Annotated in this window: 20 protein-coding genes and 1 tRNA gene; 13 read left to right on the plus strand and 8 right to left on the minus strand. The window is 69.8% G+C overall.

What is annotated here, in order from left to right:
* Nucleotides 1-248 precede the first annotated feature (248 nt).
* Entirely contained in the window at nucleotides 249-1,085 is an 837-nt protein-coding gene (locus LMI96_RS14340; RefSeq protein ID WP_223723271.1) for a ribokinase, read from the plus strand.
* A 378-nt stretch (nucleotides 1,086-1,463) separates the two neighbouring features.
* A complete protein-coding gene (locus tag LMI96_RS14345; RefSeq protein ID WP_223723327.1) occupies nucleotides 1,464-2,471 on the plus strand; it encodes an aldo/keto reductase in 1,008 nt (335 codons plus the stop codon).
* 148 nt (nucleotides 2,472-2,619) lie between these two features.
* On the opposite strand, the gene LMI96_RS14350 is transcribed toward LMI96_RS14345, so the two are convergent.
* Entirely contained in the window at nucleotides 2,620-3,270 is a 651-nt protein-coding gene (locus LMI96_RS14350; RefSeq protein WP_223723270.1) for an NAD(P)-dependent oxidoreductase, read from the minus strand.
* An 80-nt stretch (nucleotides 3,271-3,350) separates the two neighbouring features.
* On the opposite strand from LMI96_RS14350, the gene LMI96_RS14355 reads away from it, so the two are divergent.
* A complete protein-coding gene (locus LMI96_RS14355) occupies nucleotides 3,351-3,755 on the plus strand; it encodes a helix-turn-helix domain-containing protein (protein ID WP_263317739.1) in 405 nt (134 codons plus the stop codon).
* Nucleotides 3,756-3,820: 65 nt separating this feature from the next.
* Here LMI96_RS14355 and LMI96_RS14360 read toward each other — a convergent pair whose 3' ends face one another.
* The 3 genes from LMI96_RS14360 to LMI96_RS14370 all read right to left on the minus strand — a co-directional run bounded on the left by LMI96_RS14360 (nucleotide 3,821) and on the right by LMI96_RS14370 (nucleotide 5,649).
* Nucleotides 3,821-4,246, minus strand: a complete 426-nt coding sequence (locus tag LMI96_RS14360; RefSeq protein ID WP_223723269.1) for a nuclear transport factor 2 family protein — start codon at nucleotides 4,244-4,246, stop codon at nucleotides 3,821-3,823.
* Nucleotides 4,237-5,043, minus strand: a complete 807-nt coding sequence (locus LMI96_RS14365; protein ID WP_223723268.1) for an MBL fold metallo-hydrolase — start codon at nucleotides 5,041-5,043, stop codon at nucleotides 4,237-4,239. The genes LMI96_RS14360 and LMI96_RS14365 overlap by 10 nt, the downstream gene beginning before the upstream one ends.
* A 111-nt stretch (nucleotides 5,044-5,154) precedes the next feature.
* A complete protein-coding gene (locus LMI96_RS14370) occupies nucleotides 5,155-5,649 on the minus strand; it encodes a MarR family winged helix-turn-helix transcriptional regulator (RefSeq protein WP_223723267.1) in 495 nt (164 codons plus the stop codon).
* Nucleotides 5,650-5,755: 106 nt separating this feature from the next.
* Between LMI96_RS14370 and LMI96_RS14375 the strand changes: the two genes are divergently transcribed.
* A complete protein-coding gene (locus LMI96_RS14375; RefSeq protein WP_223723266.1) occupies nucleotides 5,756-6,934 on the plus strand; it encodes an SDR family oxidoreductase in 1,179 nt (392 codons plus the stop codon).
* 115 nt (nucleotides 6,935-7,049) lie between these two features.
* Here the strand turns inward: LMI96_RS14375 and LMI96_RS14380 are convergent, their stop codons facing one another.
* Together LMI96_RS14380 and LMI96_RS14385 are read right to left on the minus strand one after the other, a co-directional pair.
* Nucleotides 7,050-7,190: a hypothetical protein gene (locus LMI96_RS14380; protein ID WP_223723265.1), complete on the minus strand. Its 141-nt coding sequence runs from the start codon at nucleotides 7,188-7,190 to the stop codon at nucleotides 7,050-7,052.
* A 424-nt stretch (nucleotides 7,191-7,614) separates the two neighbouring features.
* Nucleotides 7,615-7,688: transfer RNA gene (locus LMI96_RS14385), tRNA-Gly, on the minus strand.
* Nucleotides 7,689-7,746: 58 nt separating this feature from the next.
* Between LMI96_RS14385 and dcd the strand changes: the two genes are divergently transcribed.
* A complete protein-coding gene (gene dcd / locus LMI96_RS14390) occupies nucleotides 7,747-8,352 on the plus strand; it encodes a dCTP deaminase (protein ID WP_223723263.1) in 606 nt (201 codons plus the stop codon).
* Between the two features lie 199 nt (nucleotides 8,353-8,551).
* Here dcd and LMI96_RS14395 read toward each other — a convergent pair whose 3' ends face one another.
* On the minus strand, nucleotides 8,552-9,361 hold the full coding sequence (locus LMI96_RS14395) for a MarR family winged helix-turn-helix transcriptional regulator (RefSeq protein WP_228361972.1): 810 nt from the start codon (nucleotides 9,359-9,361) through the stop codon (nucleotides 8,552-8,554).
* Between the two features lie 115 nt (nucleotides 9,362-9,476).
* Here LMI96_RS14395 and LMI96_RS14400 point away from each other — a divergent pair, with 115 nt between their 5' ends.
* The 3 genes from LMI96_RS14400 (at nucleotide 9,477) to LMI96_RS14410 (ending at nucleotide 11,455) form a co-directional block, all read left to right on the plus strand.
* Nucleotides 9,477-10,025 carry a MarR family winged helix-turn-helix transcriptional regulator gene (locus LMI96_RS14400; protein ID WP_228361973.1) on the plus strand — a complete coding sequence of 183 codons (549 nt, stop codon included), beginning with the start codon at nucleotides 9,477-9,479 and terminating at the stop codon, nucleotides 10,023-10,025.
* A 135-nt stretch (nucleotides 10,026-10,160) separates the two neighbouring features.
* Complete coding sequence (locus LMI96_RS14405; protein WP_228361974.1) at nucleotides 10,161-10,613, plus strand: GNAT family N-acetyltransferase; 453 nt, start codon at nucleotides 10,161-10,163, stop codon at nucleotides 10,611-10,613.
* 206 nt (nucleotides 10,614-10,819) lie between these two features.
* Complete coding sequence (locus tag LMI96_RS14410; RefSeq protein ID WP_228361975.1) at nucleotides 10,820-11,455, plus strand: NADPH-dependent F420 reductase; 636 nt, start codon at nucleotides 10,820-10,822, stop codon at nucleotides 11,453-11,455.
* 176 nt (nucleotides 11,456-11,631) lie between these two features.
* On the opposite strand, the gene LMI96_RS14415 is transcribed toward LMI96_RS14410, so the two are convergent.
* On the minus strand, nucleotides 11,632-13,068 hold the full coding sequence (locus LMI96_RS14415) for an MFS transporter (RefSeq protein WP_228361976.1): 1,437 nt from the start codon (nucleotides 13,066-13,068) through the stop codon (nucleotides 11,632-11,634).
* Between the two features lie 378 nt (nucleotides 13,069-13,446).
* On the opposite strand from LMI96_RS14415, the gene dnaK reads away from it, so the two are divergent.
* From dnaK to LMI96_RS14440, 5 genes are read left to right on the plus strand one after another with little or no spacing between them, the layout of a single operon-like run.
* Nucleotides 13,447-15,315 (plus strand): molecular chaperone DnaK, encoded by a 1,869-nt coding sequence (gene dnaK, locus LMI96_RS14420; RefSeq protein ID WP_223723257.1) that lies wholly within the window; start codon nucleotides 13,447-13,449, stop codon nucleotides 15,313-15,315.
* A gap of 10 nt (nucleotides 15,316-15,325) precedes the next feature.
* Nucleotides 15,326-15,934, plus strand: coding sequence for a nucleotide exchange factor GrpE (locus tag LMI96_RS14425; RefSeq protein ID WP_223723256.1), 609 nt, complete (start codon nucleotides 15,326-15,328; stop codon nucleotides 15,932-15,934).
* 9 nt (nucleotides 15,935-15,943) lie between these two features.
* A complete protein-coding gene (locus LMI96_RS14430; RefSeq protein ID WP_223723255.1) occupies nucleotides 15,944-16,942 on the plus strand; it encodes a DnaJ C-terminal domain-containing protein in 999 nt (332 codons plus the stop codon).
* 16 nt (nucleotides 16,943-16,958) lie between these two features.
* Entirely contained in the window at nucleotides 16,959-17,408 is a 450-nt protein-coding gene (locus LMI96_RS14435) for a heat shock protein transcriptional repressor HspR (protein ID WP_269216550.1), read from the plus strand.
* Nucleotides 17,409-17,431: 23 nt separating this feature from the next.
* On the plus strand, nucleotides 17,432-18,232 hold the full coding sequence (locus tag LMI96_RS14440; protein ID WP_223723253.1) for a potassium channel family protein: 801 nt from the start codon (nucleotides 17,432-17,434) through the stop codon (nucleotides 18,230-18,232).
* Nucleotides 18,233-18,298: the final 66 nt, after the last annotated feature.

The raw sequence follows: 18,298 nt of genomic DNA on the forward strand, positions 1-18,298 counted from the left end.
CTCCTCGCTCGGGCAGATCTCCTCGCTAGGGCGGGGCTGGGGCTGAGGGCTGGGGCCCGTGCACACGCCACGTGCGGTGCGGGAGGCCTCGCGGCGGCTGGATTTTCGGCCCGAAGCGAGGTGATCTGCCGGAGCGAGGTTCGGATGCCGGGAATCGCTCCTCGCCTGGGCAGATCTCCTCGCTAGGCCCGGGCGGGGGCTGAGGGCTGGGGCCCGTGCACACGCGCAGGGCGTGGTCAAATGGAGCTATGCCCGCTTCCTTCGGCCCCCTGTGCGTGGTGGGCAGCATCAACATCGACGTGACCGCATCCGTCGAACGACTTCCCGCTCCGGGCGAGACCGTGCTCGGCGGGGCGCTGCGTCGTGAGCCCGGTGGAAAGGGCGCGAACCAGGCCGTCGCCGCGGCGCGGCTCGGTGCCCGCGTGCGGATGATCGGCGCGGTCGGCGACGACACGGACGGCCAGCGGATGCTGCAGAACCTCGCCGACGCCGGCGTCGATCCGAGCGGAATCTGGCTGGGTGACACCCCCACCGGAACCGCGCTCATCACCGTCGACGAGACCGGCGAGAACCAGATCGTCGTGTGCCCCGGGGCGAACGACGATGTGACGGCGGATGCGGAGACCTTCTCGGACGACGAAGCGGTGCTGGTGCAGCTCGAGATCCCGATGGCGACGGTGGAGGCGGTGGCCGCATCCGTCTCCGGGTTCTTCGTGGTGAACGCGGCACCGGCTCAGTCGCTCCCGCCGGAGGTGGTGGCGCGCGCCGACCTGGTGATCGTGAACGAGACCGAGTACGCGCTGCTGCCCGAGCTGTCGGCGGCGCGACTCGTCGCGGTGACCTACGGCTCGGCGGGAGCCGCCCTCGTGCGGGACGGCGTCGAGATCGTGCGGGTGCCCGCGCCGCGGGTGCAGCCGGTGAGCGCGGTCGGCGCCGGCGACGCGTTCTGCGCGGCCCTCACGCTCGGCCTGCACGCCGGTTGGGAGCCCGAGCTCGCCCTGACGGCCGCGTGCGCGGTGGGGGCGGATGCGGTCACCCACCCCGAGTCGCAGCCGCCGCTCCGGGGTCTCGCGGCGTACACCTGACGCCCGGCGGCCCCGCCGCCCCCGACATCAGGTCGCCCCGCGCCACTTTCCCGCTCGCGCGCGACCTTCCCTCTCGCGCGCCACCTTCTCGCTGCGCGCCACTTCCGCGCGCTACCTTGCCGCCCGCGCGCGACCTTCCCCGCCCGCGCGCGACCTTCCCCGCCCGCGCGCAATCTTCCCGCCGCGCGCCACTTTCCCGCTCGCGCGCTACAGATCTGAGGCGCGTGAGCAGGAAAGTGGCGCGCGCGGGCACGGGGCTGGCGCCAGAGCGAACGGGGCGACGCGCGAGCAGGACCGCCACGACCGCTAGAGTTCGCAGAGCTCCCCACCCAGGAAGAGGCACCGATGCCCATCTCGCCCGATGATTCCCGCCTGCCCGTGCCCCACGTCGCCGCGGCGACCCGGTACGACGACGTTCCGTTCGCTCGAGCGGGGGCGAGCGGCATCCGTCTTCCGAAGGTGTCGCTCGGTCTGTGGCAGAACTTCGGTTCGGGTCGTGCGCTCGCCGATCAGCGCGAGATCCTGCTGCATGCGTTCGATCGCGGTGTGACCCAGATCGACCTCGCCAACAATTACGGCCCGCCCTACGGTCAGGCGGAGGTCACGTTCGGGACGGTGCTCGACAGCGATCTCGGGCGGTACCGCGACGAACTGTTCCTCACGACGAAGGCCGGGTACGACATGTGGCCGGGCCCGTACGGCGACGGCGGATCGCGAAAGTACCTCGTGCGTTCGCTGGAGCAGAGCCTGACCCGGATGCGGACCGACTACGTCGACGTCTTCTACTCGCACCGGCACGACCCGGAGACTCCCCTCGAAGAGACGATGACGGCGCTCGCCGATATCGTGCGCAGCGGCAAGGCCCTGTACGTCGGCATCTCGAACTACCCGGCCGACCTCACCCGGCGGGCCCACGAGCTGCTCGCGAACGAGGGCGTTCGGCTGCTGCTGCACCAGCCGCGCTACTCCGCGCTCGACCGCACGCCCGAGGAGTCGCTGTTCCCCGCGCTCCGCGAGCTCGGCGTCGGCAGCGCCGTCTTCTCACCGCTCGCGCAGGGACTGCTGACGGCGAAATACCTCGACGGCACGGTTCCCGCCGACTCCCGCGCGGCCAACAGCATCTTCCTGAACTCCTCGGCCCTGACCGACGATTATCTGCGCCGCATCCGCGGAATCGCCGGCGTCGCCGAGCAGGCGGGTCTGTCGATCCCGGCTCTCGCAGTCGCGTTCGTGCTGCGCGACCCCGTGGTCACGACCGCGATCATCGGGGCGTCGCGCCCCGGGCAGGTCGACGAGGCCATCGAGGCGAGCAAGGCCGAGATCCCCGCGGATGTCTGGACGGCTCTCGACGAGTTCATCGCTGCACCGGGCGAGCGCCTGGCCTGACGGCTCGGACACGGGGCGGCACGGCCCGAGCGCCTCGCGTGACGGCGCGGACGCCGGGCGGCACGGACCGCCCGCCTGGCCTGACGGCTCCGCCGCCGGACATGACGCAGGGCCCGGGGAATCTCCCGGGCCCTGCGTCATGCGTTTCTCAGTATGCGACGCTGGCGTGCTCCCGGCGGTGCGCGGGGCGCTCGATCTCATCGACGATCGCGAGGGCGAAGTCCGCGCCGCTGATGGCAGAGACCCCGTTCTCGTCGAAGAACGCGACGTCACCGCCCAGGCGGTAGCGGCCGAGCGTCTCGCCGGGGGCGTACGACCCGAACTGCTGCGCGGGAGAGAAGAACACCCAGTCGACGGACGGGGATGCAGCCAGCAGCTCGGTGAGGATGGTGTTCATCTGCTTCGCCTCACCCGCGAACTGCGGGGGCAGGTCGTCGCCGTCGGCGAACCGGGGCGCGCCGTCGGCGGGGCGCAGTGAGCTGAAACCGCCCACGATCGCGATGCGCTTTCCCTGCTCGCCCGCGAGGGCAGCGAGCTCGCGATCGACCTCGACCAGGCGGCCGTCGAGTTCGCCGCGCGGAGAGAGTGTCGAGACGATGACGTCGGCTCCGGCGACCGCGCGGGAGCGGACGTCGGCATCGAGCATCGACCCCGTCTCGTACTGCACCCCGTCGATCCGGGCGTCGACGGCGGGCAGGTTGCGGCTGTAGGACGTGACGTGATGACCGCGCGATGCGGCCTCGCGAACGACGTTGCTCCCGGCGTAGCCGGTTCCGCCGATGACGGTGATTCGGGTCATGAGATTTCCTCCGGTCGTGCGTGTGTTGCTCTGCGTCGATACGCTAGATCCGATAGTCACTTTTCGGAAGTAGGCACTTCTTGGTAACCATCAACACCCCGGCGACCTTCACGGCGGCTGATCTCGATCCCTATGCCGACGGATGCCCCAGCCGCCGCCTGCTCGATCGCATCGGCGACCGGTGGACGGTCCTCATCATCGGCACGCTGGGCGACGGTCCCCGCCGTTTCTCGGAGATCCGCCGGGCGGTCGAGGGGATCTCGCAGAAGATGCTCACCCAGACCCTCCGGGGTCTCGAGCGCGACGGACTCGTCACCCGCACGGTGTACGCCGAGGTTCCGCCGCGGGTCGAATACGAGCTGACGGATGCGGGCGAGACCCTTCGTGCACCGCTCAAGGCGCTCGAGCGCTGGTCGATCGAACACTTCGGCCAGGTGGCGGCATCCTGGGAGCGTTACGACGGGACCGCCGCGAACGCAGGCTGAGGCGCCGCACCGGGCGGGCCCTCGCGCGGGCGACTACCCGAGGGGCGCCGCCCGCGCGACAGTCTTCAGGAAGCGGCGGCTTCGGCGACCTTCGCGGTGTCGACGAACTGCTCGAAGCGGACGATCAGGCCGCCTCGCACGACGAACGCGTGGGCCACGCGCACGTCGAGGCTCTTCCCCGTGCCGCGGTGGGTTGCCGTGTATCGGGCGAGGACCACCACGTTCTCGCCGTCGACGACGTAGGTGTCGTCGTGGGCGGCCCAACCCTCCCAGTCGCGACCGAGCACCTCCATCACGTTCGACGTGACGCCTTCGGGGGTGCGGTACGTTCCGGCGAGCGGGAAGCCCGCCATCTCCGTCCACTCCACGTCGGGGGCAAGCGTCGCGCGCAGGGCGTCCAAGTCGCCCGTGGCCGACGCGATGTACTGGCGGCGCACGACGTCGCGCGGCGCGGTCGAGGTCGCCGGATCGGCGGATTCGTTCAGCCCCATGTCATCTCACCCTTCGCAACCTTCGGCCCGATCTGGGCCGCGATCAGCATTCCCGCCTCAGGGTAGGCCGCGATGAGCGCCGCCGTCACGGCCGCCGCGTCGGCCGACTCTTCGAGGATGGTCTCGAAGTTCCGCAGGTAGTCGCGCGTGTGGTCGATCGCGGTGGTGTCATTCGGGGCACCGGGCAGGCGGTGGCCCGCGATCACGAGCGCGGGTTCGAGCGCCGACATCTCGTCGAGCAGGTCGATCCAGGCGGCGCGCTTCTCGGGTGTCGCCGTGTCGGCCGTCCAGACGTGCTCCTGCTGGAACAACAGCACACCACCGAGGATCGCCCGGTGCTCAGCGCTCCAGAGGTACGCGCGGTCGGGAAGGACCGGAGATCCGCCGCGCAGTTCGAGCGCGCCGCCGTCGATCGAGAGCGTGGCTCCCTCGAGCGGGGTGATCTCGGGAAGACGGGTGGGCAGGTTGGCGCCGAGCGCGGCCCACGCCTTGAGCTTTCCTTCGTACGATGCGCGGATGTGGTCGATGACCGTCTGCGTCGCGACGATGGCCGCATCCGGGAAGGCGTCGGCGATGACCTCGAGGCCGAAGTAGAAGTCGGGGTCGGCGTGGCTGATGAAGACCGTCCGCAGGGTCTTGCCGGAGTCGAGAATGGCCGCGACGAGGCGGTGCCCGTCGGCGCGGGTGAACCCGGCGTCGACCAGGAGGGCCTCGTTCGGGCCGGTCACGAGGACGGCGGACTTGTTGGGGGAGCCGACGGGGAAGTCGAGGTCGAAGACCTGGAATTCGAGAGACATGGGGATCCTTCCTGAGGAGGCTCGGCGGGGCCGAGGCCGCGAACGTCGCTCGCGGCTGTCAAGAAGAACAATAGCTGAGCAGTCAGCTATTCCCGAAGAAGAGAAAGTGCGTCAGGGCATGACGGGAAGCGCATCGCCGGCGCGCAGACTCAGCATCCGGATCGCCCGCGCGAACGTCTCCACGTCGCCGGCGGGAAGGTTGTCGATCAGATAGCGCTGGATGTTCTCGACGTGCGCCTCGCTGGCGCGAAGCACCGTCTGGGTGCCCTGTGCGGTGAGCGTCACGAGCTGCACCCGCGCATCGTCGGGGGAGGGCCGGCGCTCGACGAGCCCGTCCGTGACGGCGCGTTGCACGAGCCGGGTGGCGCCGCCCGAGGTCACGACGCGACCCTGTGCGATGTCTCGGATGGGGATGCCGCCCGCGCCGGCACGCCCGACGAGAAGCAGCAGTTCGAATGTCGAGTGGCTGATGCCGTAGTTCTCCTCCAGCGCCCGCCCGAGCAGGTAGTCGAGGCGGTTGGCTGCGCCCAGCAGCCGCCCGAAGAGGAGGATGCGCGGGTCGTTCGCCGCATCTTGGGCCGTGGGGAACTCGGTCGACTCGCTCACCAGACCACCGTACGGCGGCGGCGACCCGACGCGCAGACGCGCGGTGACACCGCACGCCGGACCGGGGAGGGGGAATGCTGCCGGGTCCACGGCGTTGCCCCGGGTAATGACTTCTCCTGCAGAGACCCCGCCCCGCCCGCTCGACATCGACGAGGACCTCGCCGACGAGAACGACATCGACCCGAACCGCGCCGACGAGAACCGCATCGGCCCGAACACTCCGGAGCGCCGCGCGCTCGTCGTGGGTGCCACCGGCATCGGAGGTTCTGCTCTCGTCGACCTGCTCGCGGCGCAAGGGTGGCCGGTGACCGCGCTCTCGCGGCGTCCGATCGCCGAGCGCCCGGGCATCCGCGCGCTGTCGGCCGACCTCCGCTCCGCCGATGATCTCTCGCGCGCACTTGCCGACGAGCACCCGACGCACGTGTTCTTCACCGCGTGGTCGCGGCAGGACACCGAGGAGCAGAACATCGCGGTGAACGGCGCGATGGTGCGTGATCTGTTCGCCGCGCTCTCTCATGCGCCGCTGCAGCACGCCGCACTCGTGACGGGGCTGAAGCACTACCTCGGACCCTTCGAGGCATACGGTCAGGGCGATATGCCCGATACGCCGTTTCATGAGGAGGAAGCGCGCCTCGACGCCCCGAACTTCTACTACGCGCAAGAGGACGAACTGTTCGCAGCCGCCGACCGCGCGGCATTCACGTGGTCGGTGCACCGCTCGCACACCGTGATCGGATACGCCGTCGGCAACGCCATGAACATGGGCTCGACGCTCGCCGTCTACGCGTCGATCTGCCGCGAGCTCGGCACGCCGTTCGTGTTCCCCGGGTCGCTCACGCAGTGGAACGGACTGACCGACATGACCGATGCCACGGTTCTCGCGGAGCAGATGCTCTGGGCGTCGACAACGGATGCGGGGCGCAACGAGGCCTTCAACGTCGTCAACGGGGACGTGTTCCGGTGGCGGTGGATGTGGACGCGCCTCGCCCAGTACTTCGGGGTCGAGCCGGTCGGGCCCGGGGTAGACCCGCAGCCACTGGCGCAGCAGATGGCCGGTGCGCAGGACGTGTGGACGCGCATCGCGCGCGAGAACGACCTCGTCGAGGACGACCTCGGGCGCATCGCTTCGTGGTGGCACACGGATGCGGACCTGGGTCGCGGCATCGAGGTCGTGACCGACATCAGCAAGTCCCGCCTGGCCGGTTTCGGTGTGCACCACCGCACGGTCGACTCGTTCACGGCGCTGTTCGACCGCTACCGCGCGGACCGGCTCATCCCCGCCTGACGCCGCTCGGCGTCGTGCGGACCGCATCCGATGGTCGGGATGCTCGCTGCGCGCCTCCGCGTGCGGCGACGGTCAGCCGCTCTCCGACGCCCTGCGCGCGACGATCTGACCTCGATCAGGTCGGTTCGGTCGTGCGGATCAGCCCGCACGTGATGCACGACCACGCCACGAGGAAGCGCTCGTCATCGAGGATCTCGAACCGCAGCACATCGCCGCAGGTCGGGCACGCGGGCAGCCCCGCAGCGCGCGCGTTCATGGGAGCAGCTTACGGATGCGGCGGTGTGGGTGGGGTCGTGTGCGCGGGTCCGGGGGCGCGGTGTGGGCGGCTCAGCGCGGCCCGGAGCGAGGAGATCTGCCCGAGCGAGGACGGGATTCGCACCATCCGTCCTCTGCTCGGCAGATCTCCTCGCTTCGGGCTGACCAGCGGCGCGATCTGCGGATGCGACGCGATCTGCGGATGCGGCCCACCCAGGGTTCGCGTCACTCTGCCGAAACGCGAAGAACGGCCCGGACGAGCCGAGCCGTTCTTGGCGTGGAGGGGCTGACGGGAATCGTCCCGCCGCCACACCACCCGCCGCTGCGCGGCGCGCGGAGCCTCGGGCGGCGGGGCCCACCCAGGGGTTCGCTTCACTTCGAACACGATTGCCCTGCCGCGCGGCCGGAGCCGCACGTCAGGGCGATGGAGGGGCTGACGGGAATCGAACCCGCGCTATCTGCTTGGGAAGCAGAAGTTCTGCCATTGAACTACAGCCCCGTACGCCTCGCGGCGCTGGGCCAGCATAGCAGCGCCCTTCGATCGCTAGGCTGAGTGCGTGCTGCTCTCCGATCGCGACATCAAGCAGGAACTGGCCGCCGGACGCATCGGTCTCGAGCCCTCCGATCTGAGCATGGTGCAGCCATCCAGCGTCGACGTTCGGCTCGACCGGTACTTCCGGCTGTTCGACAACCACAAGTACCCGTTCATCGACCCGGCGGTCGACCAGCCGGAGCTGACCCGCCTGATCGAGGTGGACCCGGACGAGCCGTTCATTCTGCATCCGGGTGAGTTCGCGCTCGGATCGACCTTCGAACAGGTGAGCCTGCCCGACGATGTCGCCGCGCGCCTCGAGGGCAAGTCGTCGCTCGGGCGATTGGGGCTTCTCACCCACTCGACCGCCGGTTTCATCGACCCCGGCTTCACCGGTCACGTGACGCTCGAGCTCTCCAACGTCGCGACGCTGCCGATGACGCTCTGGCCGGGCATGAAGATCGGTCAGCTCTGCTTCTTCCGCCTCAGCTCCCCCGCCGAGAACCCGTACGGCTCGGGTCCCTACGGCAACCGGTACCAGGGGCAGCGGGGGCCGACCGCATCGCGGTCGTTCCAGAACTTCCACGTCACCGACGTCGGCACGACGGATGCGGGCTCGCCCGGTCACTGAACCGATCGCTCGAGCGACGCTGGTGCTGGTGCTGGTGCTGGTGCTGGTGCTGGCGCAGGCGTAGGCGCGAGAAAGCGCGGGAGCCGTCGAGGTTCCCGCGCTTCGTCGTGTGGCCGGTTGTCCGGATGGTGGGGCACCGGGCCGGTGCAGCGTCAGGACAAGGGGCGTCGTGCCGCTGTCGTGTCTTGCCGCGGTCGCGTCAGGCTGCGGAGGTGTCCGACGCGTGAGCGCCGAAGCCGGCGCGGAAGCCGCGCTCGTACGCCTGCTCGGCATCGTTGCGCGCGTGCCGGCCGTGGCCGCCGCCGCATCCGTGCTGAGCGTGCATGCCGTGCCCGTGTCGACCGAAGCCGTGCTCGCCGTCCGGGCCGAAGCCGTCGCGGGGATCGAAGCCCGGGCGCGGGCCGAAGCCGTGACGCGGGCCGAAGCCGTCGCGGGGATCGAAGCCCGGGCGCGGATCGAAGCCGTGCTCGCCGTCCGGGCCGAACCCGTGGCGGGCGCCGAAGCCGTGCCGGTGCTCCGGGTGCGGGCCGAAGCGGTGGCCGCCGAAGCGACCCGGGCCGAACCCGCGGCGACCGTGACCGTATGTGCTCTGCTCGTCCCAGCCCAACTGGCGGGCCATGGTCTCGAGCGAGGTCATCGTGGTGGCGAAGTCCTCGGGGCTGACAGCGCCCGAGATCTCGTCGCGAACGGCGGCGATCGTCTCGGAGAGGCGATCCTTCGCCGCGCGTCCCTCGTCGGTCAGCGTCCAGGTGCCGTCTGTTTCGGTCACCCAGCCGCGGTCGGCGAGCGAGCGCAGCTTCTTGCCGCGCCGCGCGAGGCGCTCCGCGAATCCGGGAGCCGGAACGTCGCCGGAGAGCACGTTCAGCAGCATCCATTCGCGGCGTCCGATGCCCTCGGCCTCGAAGGCCGCGGCGACTCGCTCGGAGATGCGTGCGTCGAGCGCGCGCAGCCAGTAGCCGAGCGGCCGTTCGCGAGGGGGAGTGGTGGGGGTCTGAGTGTCGTCTTCCATGAGACGTCCTTTCGTCGTGTCGCCTGTGCGGCGGCGGAAATACTTGTCATGTGGCATGTGCATGCAGTGTGACATGTAATCCGGTCGCATGTCAATATGCATGTAAATTTGACGCATGGCCGACCCGCAGAACTCCGACCGCCGCCCCGAAGAGGTGATCGCCGACGCGCTCGGGCGTCTGCGCGGACGACGCGGCGGATGGCGCGGCATGCCCGGCCCGCACGACGGGCCGCACCACCACGGGCACTCCGACGGACCGTTCGGACGGGGCGACGGGCACCTGCCGCCTCGCATGCCGCCCTGGGCGGGTGGGCGCGGTCGTCCCTCCGACGGCCCGGCGAAGATGCGGGTTCTCGTGGCGCTGGCATCCGCATCCGGGCCGCTGTCGGTCAGCGAGATCGGCGACGCGATCGGGGTCGACCAGCCCCGCGCATCGCGGCTCGTGCAGCAGGGCGTCGACCACGGACTGCTGCGCCGGGAGGCGGACCCCGACGACGCGCGGCGTACGCGGATCGTGCTCACCGAGAGCGGGTCGGCGATCGCGAATGGGTTCCGCGGGGAGCGTCGCGAGGCGATCCGCACGGCGCTCGGTGGCCTGACCGAGACGGAGCAACAAGAATTCGCCCGGCTGCTCGCGAAGTTCGCCGACGGTTGGCCGCAGTAGCCTGCCGACGTCGCGGACGCAGTAGCTGGCCGCAGTAGCCCGCCGAGGTTGTGGCTTGAAGTAGCCCGCCGAGGTTGTGGCTTGCAGTAGCCCGCCGACGTCGCTGCCGGGGGTCGCGCCGCTAGCGTGGAGCATATGCCCGTCGAGTACCACCGCGCCCCGCTGCGCGAGATCGCGCCCGAGACGCTCTACCGCATCCTGTGGTTGCGAGTGACGGTGTTCGTCGTCGAGCAGGAGGCCGCGTACCCCGAGCTCGACGGTCGCGACCTCGAACCGGATGCGGAACTCCTCTGGGCCGAGGACGGCGCCGAGGTGGTCGCGACGCTCCGGGTGCTGCACGACGGCGACGTCGCGCGCATCGGCCGGGTGGCGACGGCCGCATCGGCTCGGGGGCAGGGGATCGCCGCTCGGCTGATGGAGCGCGGTGTCGCGCGATGCGAGGAGCGGTGGCCGCAGCATGCGATCGTCCTCGATGCGCAGCAGCATCTCGGCCCCTGGTACGCCCGCTTCGGCTTCGTCATCAGCGGGGAGCCGTTCTCGGAGGATGGAATCCCGCACGTCCCGATGCGCCGCCCCGCCCGCGCCTGACCCCGGCGGGGGCGAGCCCGGCCCACCTCCACCCGCGAGACGGGATCTTCGCGCCGAGACTTGGGGGTAACCCCACGGTCTCGGCGCCCCGATCCCGTCTCGTGGTCGGATGGGGGCCCGGCGCCACGATCGTGCTCATGAGGTCGGAGGGGGTGAGACGGCCTGCCGGGTGGGAATTCTGCGCGGCGGGAGTCGTTGACCGCAGTATGACTACTGTCGGAATCATCGGAGCAGGACACATCGGATCGGCCCTCGCGCGCGGGCTCGTCGACCGCGGCTATGACGTCGTGATCAGCAACTCTCGCGGCCCGGAGACCCTCGCGGACCTCGTCGCCGACCTCGGTCCGCGGGCGACCGCCGGAACGCCCCAGGATGCTGCCGAGCGCGGCGACTGGGCGATCGTCACGGTTCCGCTCCGGGCGCTCGAGTCGGTGCCCGTCGAGCCCCTGGCGGGCAAGATCGTGCTCGATACGAACAACTACTACTGGGAGCGCGACGGCCGCATCGCCGCTCTCGACGAGAAGCGCACGACGACATCGCAGATGCTTCAGGAGCACCTGCCCGCATCCATCGTCGCGAAGGCCTTCAACCACATCATGTCGGGCGACATCCTCACGGACGGCACCCCCGCCGGCACCCCGGGACGCCGCGCGCTCGCCACCGCGAGCGACTCCGCCGAGGGTTCCGCATTCGTGACCGCGATCTACGACGAGTTCGGCTTCGACACCGTCAACATCGGACCGCTCGCCGACAGCTGGCGCGTCGAGCGCGACCGCCCGGCGTACGTCGTGCGTCAGGATGCGGCCGAGCTCGAGGCGAACCTGGCCCGCGCCGAGCGCTGACCCGCGCGCCCCGATCGACCACCGAGACGGGATCTTCGCGCCGAGACTTAGGGGTTACCCCACTGTCTCGGCGCGAAGATCCCGTCTCGCGGTTGGATGCAGCGGATGCAGCGGACGCAGCGGATGCAGTGGACGCGAGGTCGGGCAGCGGACGCGCCGGGGCATCCCGCCGCGGGTCAGCGCAGGCGGGTGTGCGGGGGCAGCTTCACGAAGAGCAGGATGATGAGGCCGACCAGCAGCACGAGGCCGAGCCCGAGCACGCCGTAGATGATGGCGCCGAACAGCGCGATCGAGAGCGTCCACGCGGCCGGCGCGAGGAAGCTCGCGACGCGGCCGGTCGTGGCGTACAGGCCGAAGATCTCGCCCTGCATTCCGTTCGGAGTCACCCGCGCGAGAAGCGACCGGCTCGATGCCTGCGCCGGCCCCACGCAAGCGGAGAGCGCGAGCCCGCCGATCCAGAAGATGACAGGCCCCAAATCGTGCAGGGCGAACAGCACGACGGCCATCACGACGAGTCCGAGCAGGGCGCCGATGATCACGGCGCGCGCGCCGAACAGGTCGTCGAAGCGGCCGGCGATGATCGTCGAGATGCCCGCGACGATATTCGCCGCGATCCCGAAGATCATGACCTCCGTATCCGAGAAGCCGAAGCCGGCGGCGGCCAGCACGCCGCCGAACGCGAAGACCCCCGCGAGCCCGTCGCGATAGATCGCGCTGGCGAACAGGAACCAGAACGTCGGCCGATGCGTGCGGTAGAGGCGTGCGACGTCCTTCACGAGCACCACGTAGCCGGCGAAGAATCCCACCTTCTGCGCGCCGGGGATCGGGGGCGCTTCCGGAACGTTCTTGAACAGCGGGATGGCGAAGACGAGCGTCCAGATTCCGCATCCGACCGCGATGAGGCGGTAGGCGAGGCCGTTGGACGTGTCCATGCCGAACCAGTCGGCGAAGGTGAGCACGACGACGAGTGTGAGCGCCAGAATGCCGCCGATGTACCCGAGGCCCCAGCCGAGCCCGCTCACGCGACCGATCGTGCGGGGCGTCGAGACCTGCACGAGCATCGCGTTGTAGTTCACGCCCGCGATCTCCGACACGACGGCTCCCACGGCCAGCACGATCGCGCCGTACCAGAAGTAGGCCGGGTCGGCGAGGGTGAAGAAGAGCGCGAACTGCAGGAGTGCGAGCAGCACGGTGAACACGCCCAGCCAGCGCTTCTTGCGTCCGGCGCGGTCGGCGGACTGCCCCAGAACCGGGGCGAGCAGCAGGATCAGGATGCCGGCGAGCGTCGTCGCGAGGCCGTACCCGCTCGCGAGGTCGGCGATGGCGCGTTCCTTGACCGCATCCGTGTCGGGGAGGGCGGCGATGTCGGCCGGAAGGAACGAGTCCGACACGATGTACAGCGATGCGAACACGAACGTCAGGATCACCGAGTTGAACGGCTGCGTCGCCCAGTCCCAGAACGCCCACGAGATGACCTGCGTGCGCGGAACCACGCGGTCGGAGTCCGCATCCTGGAACAACTCGCCCATCGGTCCGATCGCGCCGGTGTTGGCGGTCGGCGGCGGCACGGGAGGCGTGGCGGATGCGGCTGACGACCGCGACTCGGGATCCATGTGCGTCACGGTATGGCCCTTCGGTGAACGGGCGGTTTCCGGGAGTGCCGCCGCGCCGCATCCTCGCGGCGTGCGCTCAGGCTACCCGCGCCGCCCGCCCTCCCCGCGCCGCCCGCATCCGCTCGCCTGCCCCGCTCGCCCCCGCGCCCTGCCCACGAGACGGCAACGGCGCGGCGAGACGTCGGCTCCCGACCAACGTCTCGTGCCGAAACTGCAGTCTCGCGGTCGGAAGCCCGCCACAGGAGCCGCGTGCTGAAAGTTGAGTGGGTTCATGTCAAGTTCATTTGACGGATGCGGGAGCCCGAGTTACGCTTGAGTCATCGCGGCTCACCTTTGAGTCGCCCCCAGACATTTCCGATCCATACGAAGGAGAAGCACATGCCCCGTGCAGTAGGAATCGACCTCGGTACGACCAACTCCGTGGTCAGCGTCCTCGAGGGTGGCGAGCCGAAGGTCATCGCCAACGCCGAAGGTTTCCGCACCACCCCCTCGGTCGTCGCGTTCACGAAGGATGGCGAGGTGCTCGTCGGTGAGACCGCGAAGCGCCAGGCCGTCACGAACGTCGACCGCACCCTTACCTCCGTCAAGCGCCACATGGGCACCGACTGGAAGACCCAGGCGATCGACGGCAAGGGCTACACGCCCCAGGAGATCTCGGCCCGCATCCTGCAGAAGCTGAAGCGCGACGCCGAGGAGTACCTGGGCGACAAGGTGACCGACGCGGTCATCACGGTTCCCGCGTACTTCAACGACGCCGAGCGTCAGGCCACCAAGGAGGCCGGTGAGATCGCGGGCCTCAACGTGCTGCGCATCATCAACGAGCCGACCGCCGCCGCTCTCGCCTACGGCCTCGACCGCGGCAAGGAAGACGAGCTCATCCTCGTCTTCGACCTCGGTGGCGGAACGTTCGACGTGTCGCTGCTCGAGGTGGGCAAGGACGACGACTTCTCGACCATCCAGGTGCGTTCGACCGCCGGAGACAACCGTCTCGGTGGCGACGACTGGGACCAGCGGGTCGTCGACTACCTGATCAAGCAGTTCAAGGACACCACCGGCGTCGACGTCTCGGGTGACAAGATCGCCCTCCAGCGCCTCAAGGAGGCTGCGGAGCAGGCGAAGAAGGAGCTCTCCAGCTCCACGTCCACGAGCATCAACCTGCCGTACCTGTCGCTGACCGACTCGGGCCCGGTGTCGCTCTCCGAGACGCTCACCCGCGCGAAGTTCGAGGACCTCACCAAGGACCTCCTCGACCGCACGAAGAAGCCCTTCGAAGACGTCATCCGCGAGGCCGGCATCAAGGTCGACGACATCGACCACGTCGTGCTCGTCGGTGGATCGACCCGTATGCCCCAGGTCGCCGAGCTCGTGAAGAAGCTCACCGGCAAGGAGCCCAACAAGGGCGTGAACCCGGATGAGGTCGTCGCCGTCGGCGCTGCCCTCCAGGCCGGTGTCCTCAAGGGCGAGCGCAAGGACGTCCTCCTCATCGACGTGACCCCCCTGAGCCTCGGAATCGAGACCAAGGGCGGCATCATGACGAAGCTCATCGAGCGCAACACCGCCATCCCGACCAAGCGCAGCGAGACCTTCACGACCGCCGACGACAACCAGCCGTCGGTCGCCATCCAGGTCTTCCAGGGCGAGCGCGAGTTCACCCGCGACAACAAGCCGCTCGGTACCTTCGAGCTGACCGGCATCGCGCCGGCTCCTCGGGGCATCCCGCAGGTCGAGGTCACCTTCGACCTCGACGCCAACGGCATCGTGCACGTGTCCGCCAAGGACAAGGGCACCGGCAAGGAGCAGTCGATGACCATCACCGGCGGCTCTTCGCTGCCGAAGGAAGACATCGAGCGGATGGTGCGCGAGGCCGAAGAGCACGCGGCCGAAGACAAGAAGCGTCGCGAGTCGGCCGAGGTGCGCAACCAGGCCGAGACGCTCTCGTACTCGATCGAGAAGCTCATCGCAGACAACGCCGACAAGCTGCCCGAAGACGTCAAGACCGACGTGCAGGCCGATGTCGACGCGCTGAAGACCGCGCTCGCGGGCGAAGACGATGACGCCGTGAAGACGGCCTTCGACAAGCTCAACCAGAGCCAGGGCAAGCTCGGCGAGGCCATCTACGCCTCCTCGCAGTCCGAGCCGTCTCCCGCGGCAGACGGCGACGCTCCCGCCGGTGACACCGGATCGGCATCCGCCGACGAGGATGTCATCGACGCCGAGGTCGTCGACGACGAAGACGACAAGAAGTAAGAGAGTCGACATGACCGACAAGAACTTCGACAACGCCGGCTCCGACGCGGGTCGCGGCGACGACGAGGTTCGGCCGAACGAGGAGGGTGCGGAGGCTCAGGCCTCCGCCCCCACCCCGTCGGAACCGGAGCTCACGATCGACGACATCCTCGGAGCCGAACAGAACGTGGATGCGGCGGCGGAGGACGCGGCGCTGAACGACCACGAGTCCGCCCTGCTGGGCGACCTCAAGCGTCTGCAGGCCGAGTACGCGAACTACCGGCGTCGCACGGAAGACCAGCGCGAAGTCGAGATCGAGCGCGCCAAGGGCTCGGTCGCGAAGAACCTGCTGCCCGTGCTTGATGACCTCGACCGCGCGGCCAAGCACGGCGACCTGGTCGATGGCACCCCGTTCGCGGCGATCGCGGAGAAGATGCGGAGCATCGCGGAGCGCGTGGGTCTGTCGACCTACGGTGCGGTGGGCGACGTGTTCGACCCGCAGCAGCACGAGGCGATCTTCCAGCAGCCGACCCCCGGTGCGACCGAGACGACCGTCCTCGACGTCGTCGAGGTCGGTTACCGCCTCGGATCGATCGAACTTCGTCCCGCGAAGGTCGTCGTTGCCGTTCCGGCGGACTAGGAGGCGCGTGTGGCAAGTCAGGATTGGTTCGATAAGGACTTCTACGCGACGCTCGGCGTCTCGAAGGACGTCGCCGACGCCGATCTGAAGAAGACCTACCGCAAACTCGCCCGCAAGTATCACCCCGACTCCAATCAGGGCGATGCGACGGCCGAGGCCAAGTTCAAAGAGGTCAGCGAGGCGTACGCCGTGCTGAGCGACAAGGAACAGCGCGAGGAGTACGACCAGATCCGCGCGATGGGCTCCGGTGCCCGCTTCACGGCGGGCGGCCAGGGCGCCGGCGGGTTCGAGGACGTGTTCTCGCGGTTCGGTCAGGGCGGTGCCCGAAGCGGTACCCGCTTCGACGCACCCGAGGGCTTCGACGACTTCTTCACGATGTTCAACCAGGGCTCCGGCGGCTTCGGCTCCGGGCGCTTCGGGCAGACCACCGGCGGTTACCGCGGGGCGGGCGGCCCCACCCGGGGCGCCGACGTCACGGCGCGTACCACCCTCGATTTCGTGACCGCCGCGGGCGGCGAGACGATCTCGCTCCAGGGCGAGGACGGCAAGCCCTTCAAGGTGAAGATCCCCGCGGGCGTCGCGGACGGGCAGAAGATCCGTCTGCGCGGACGCGGGCGGCCTTCACCCGACGGCGGTGAGAACGGCGACATCGTCGTGCAGATCTCGGTGCGTCCGCATCCGGTGTTCGTCCGCGATGGGCTGAACCTCCGGCTGACCGTGCCCATCACGTTCACCGAGGCCGTGCTCGGCGCGACGATCGAGGTTCCGGCGCTCGGCGGTGAGACCGTGAAGCTGCGGGTTGCTCCCGGCACGCCGTCCGGACGCGTCCTTCGCGTCAAGGGCCGTGGCATCCAGACGCCGAAGGGCACCGGCGACCTGCTCGCCGAGGTCCAGGTCGTCGTGCCCACCCACCTCGACGACGCCGCCCGCGCGGCGCTCGAGCGGTTCCAGGAACTCGAGCCCAAAGAGAACCCCCGGGCCGACATGATGAGTCGCGCCCGCAACTGACCGAGCGCAGGAGGTGATGCACATGGATGATGAGATCGACGCCGAGACTCCTGTCTTCGCCATCGCGACGGCCGCCGACCTGGCCGGCATGCATCCGCAGACCCTCCGCCAGTACGACCGCCTCGGACTCGTCGTACCCAACCGCACGAAGGGCGGCTCGCGCCGCTATTCGGTGCGGCACGTCGAGCAGCTGCGCGAAGTCTCCCGGCTCTCCGCCGACGGCATGAGCCTGCCCGCGATCGCGCGGATCATCGAGCTCGAGAACCAGGTGCGCGAACTCCACCAGCGCGTGGTCGGACTCGAGTCCCGGATGCGGGAAGAGCTCGCCAAGCGCCCCGGTGCGCGCGTGTTCGCCGCCGGGGCCACCGGCTCGGTCGTCACGATCCGCTCGGGCACGCGCGTGCGCCGGGCGACCGACGTGGTCGTGTGGCGCCCGCGGCGCGAGCTGCCGCCGAGCGGAGACTGACGCCGGCTCCCTAGAGTGCTGCCATGAGCGAGCAGCACGCGCCAGACCGCCCGCACCGCGGGCACGGCGACGAGTCCGAAGAATCACACCGGCGTGGCGGCGATCCGCGCGGGGAGACCGCCGCGACCCGCCGCTGGGAGAAGGCCACCTTCTGGCCCCTCACGGCCGCCGCGCTCGCCTTCATCGTCGCGCAGACCGTGCACGTGCTCGCTCAGGTCACCGACGGTCTCGCCGCCGTGACCGGAACGATCGTGGGCGTGACATGGGCGCTGTTCATCGCCGACTACCTCGCGCGCCTCGCGATGTCGCGCCCCCGCGGGCGCTGGTTCCGCGCGCATCTGTTCGACCTCGCTGTTGCGGCGCTGCCCGTGCTTCGACCGGTTCGACTGCTGGGTGCGCTGACCCGGATCCCCGCGTTCACCCGGACGGCCGCCGGTTCGCTCCGCAGCCGGTTGCTCGTCTACGGCTTCGGTGCTGCACTGCTGCTGATCTGGACGGCCTCGGTCACGGTCCTCGGTTTCGAGCGGGCGGCGCCGGGCGGCACCATCCGTTCCTTCGGCGACGCCGTCTGGTGGGCCTTCTGCACGGTGACGACGGTCGGCTACGGCGACTTCGTGCCGGTGACGGTGCCCGGTCGGATCATCGCGGTCGGCCTGATGTTCGGCGGTGTGGTTCTGGTGGGGCTCATCGTCGCGACGTTCTCGTCGTGGGTGATGGAACGCGCAACGCGTACGCACATCGAGCAGCGACCGGCGACGCGCGGAGACATCCAGCGGCTCGAGGCGGAGCTGCGCGGCGACCGCCCCGACCCGCCGGTCGACTGACCTGACGCCGTCTCCTCCCGGGGGTGGATGCGGATGTCGGAGGGTGGGCCTAATCTGGCCCTGCGC

The sequence above is a fragment of the Microbacterium sp. cx-59 genome (assembly GCF_020805625.1).
Lineage (GTDB): Bacteria > Actinomycetota > Actinomycetes > Actinomycetales > Microbacteriaceae > Microbacterium.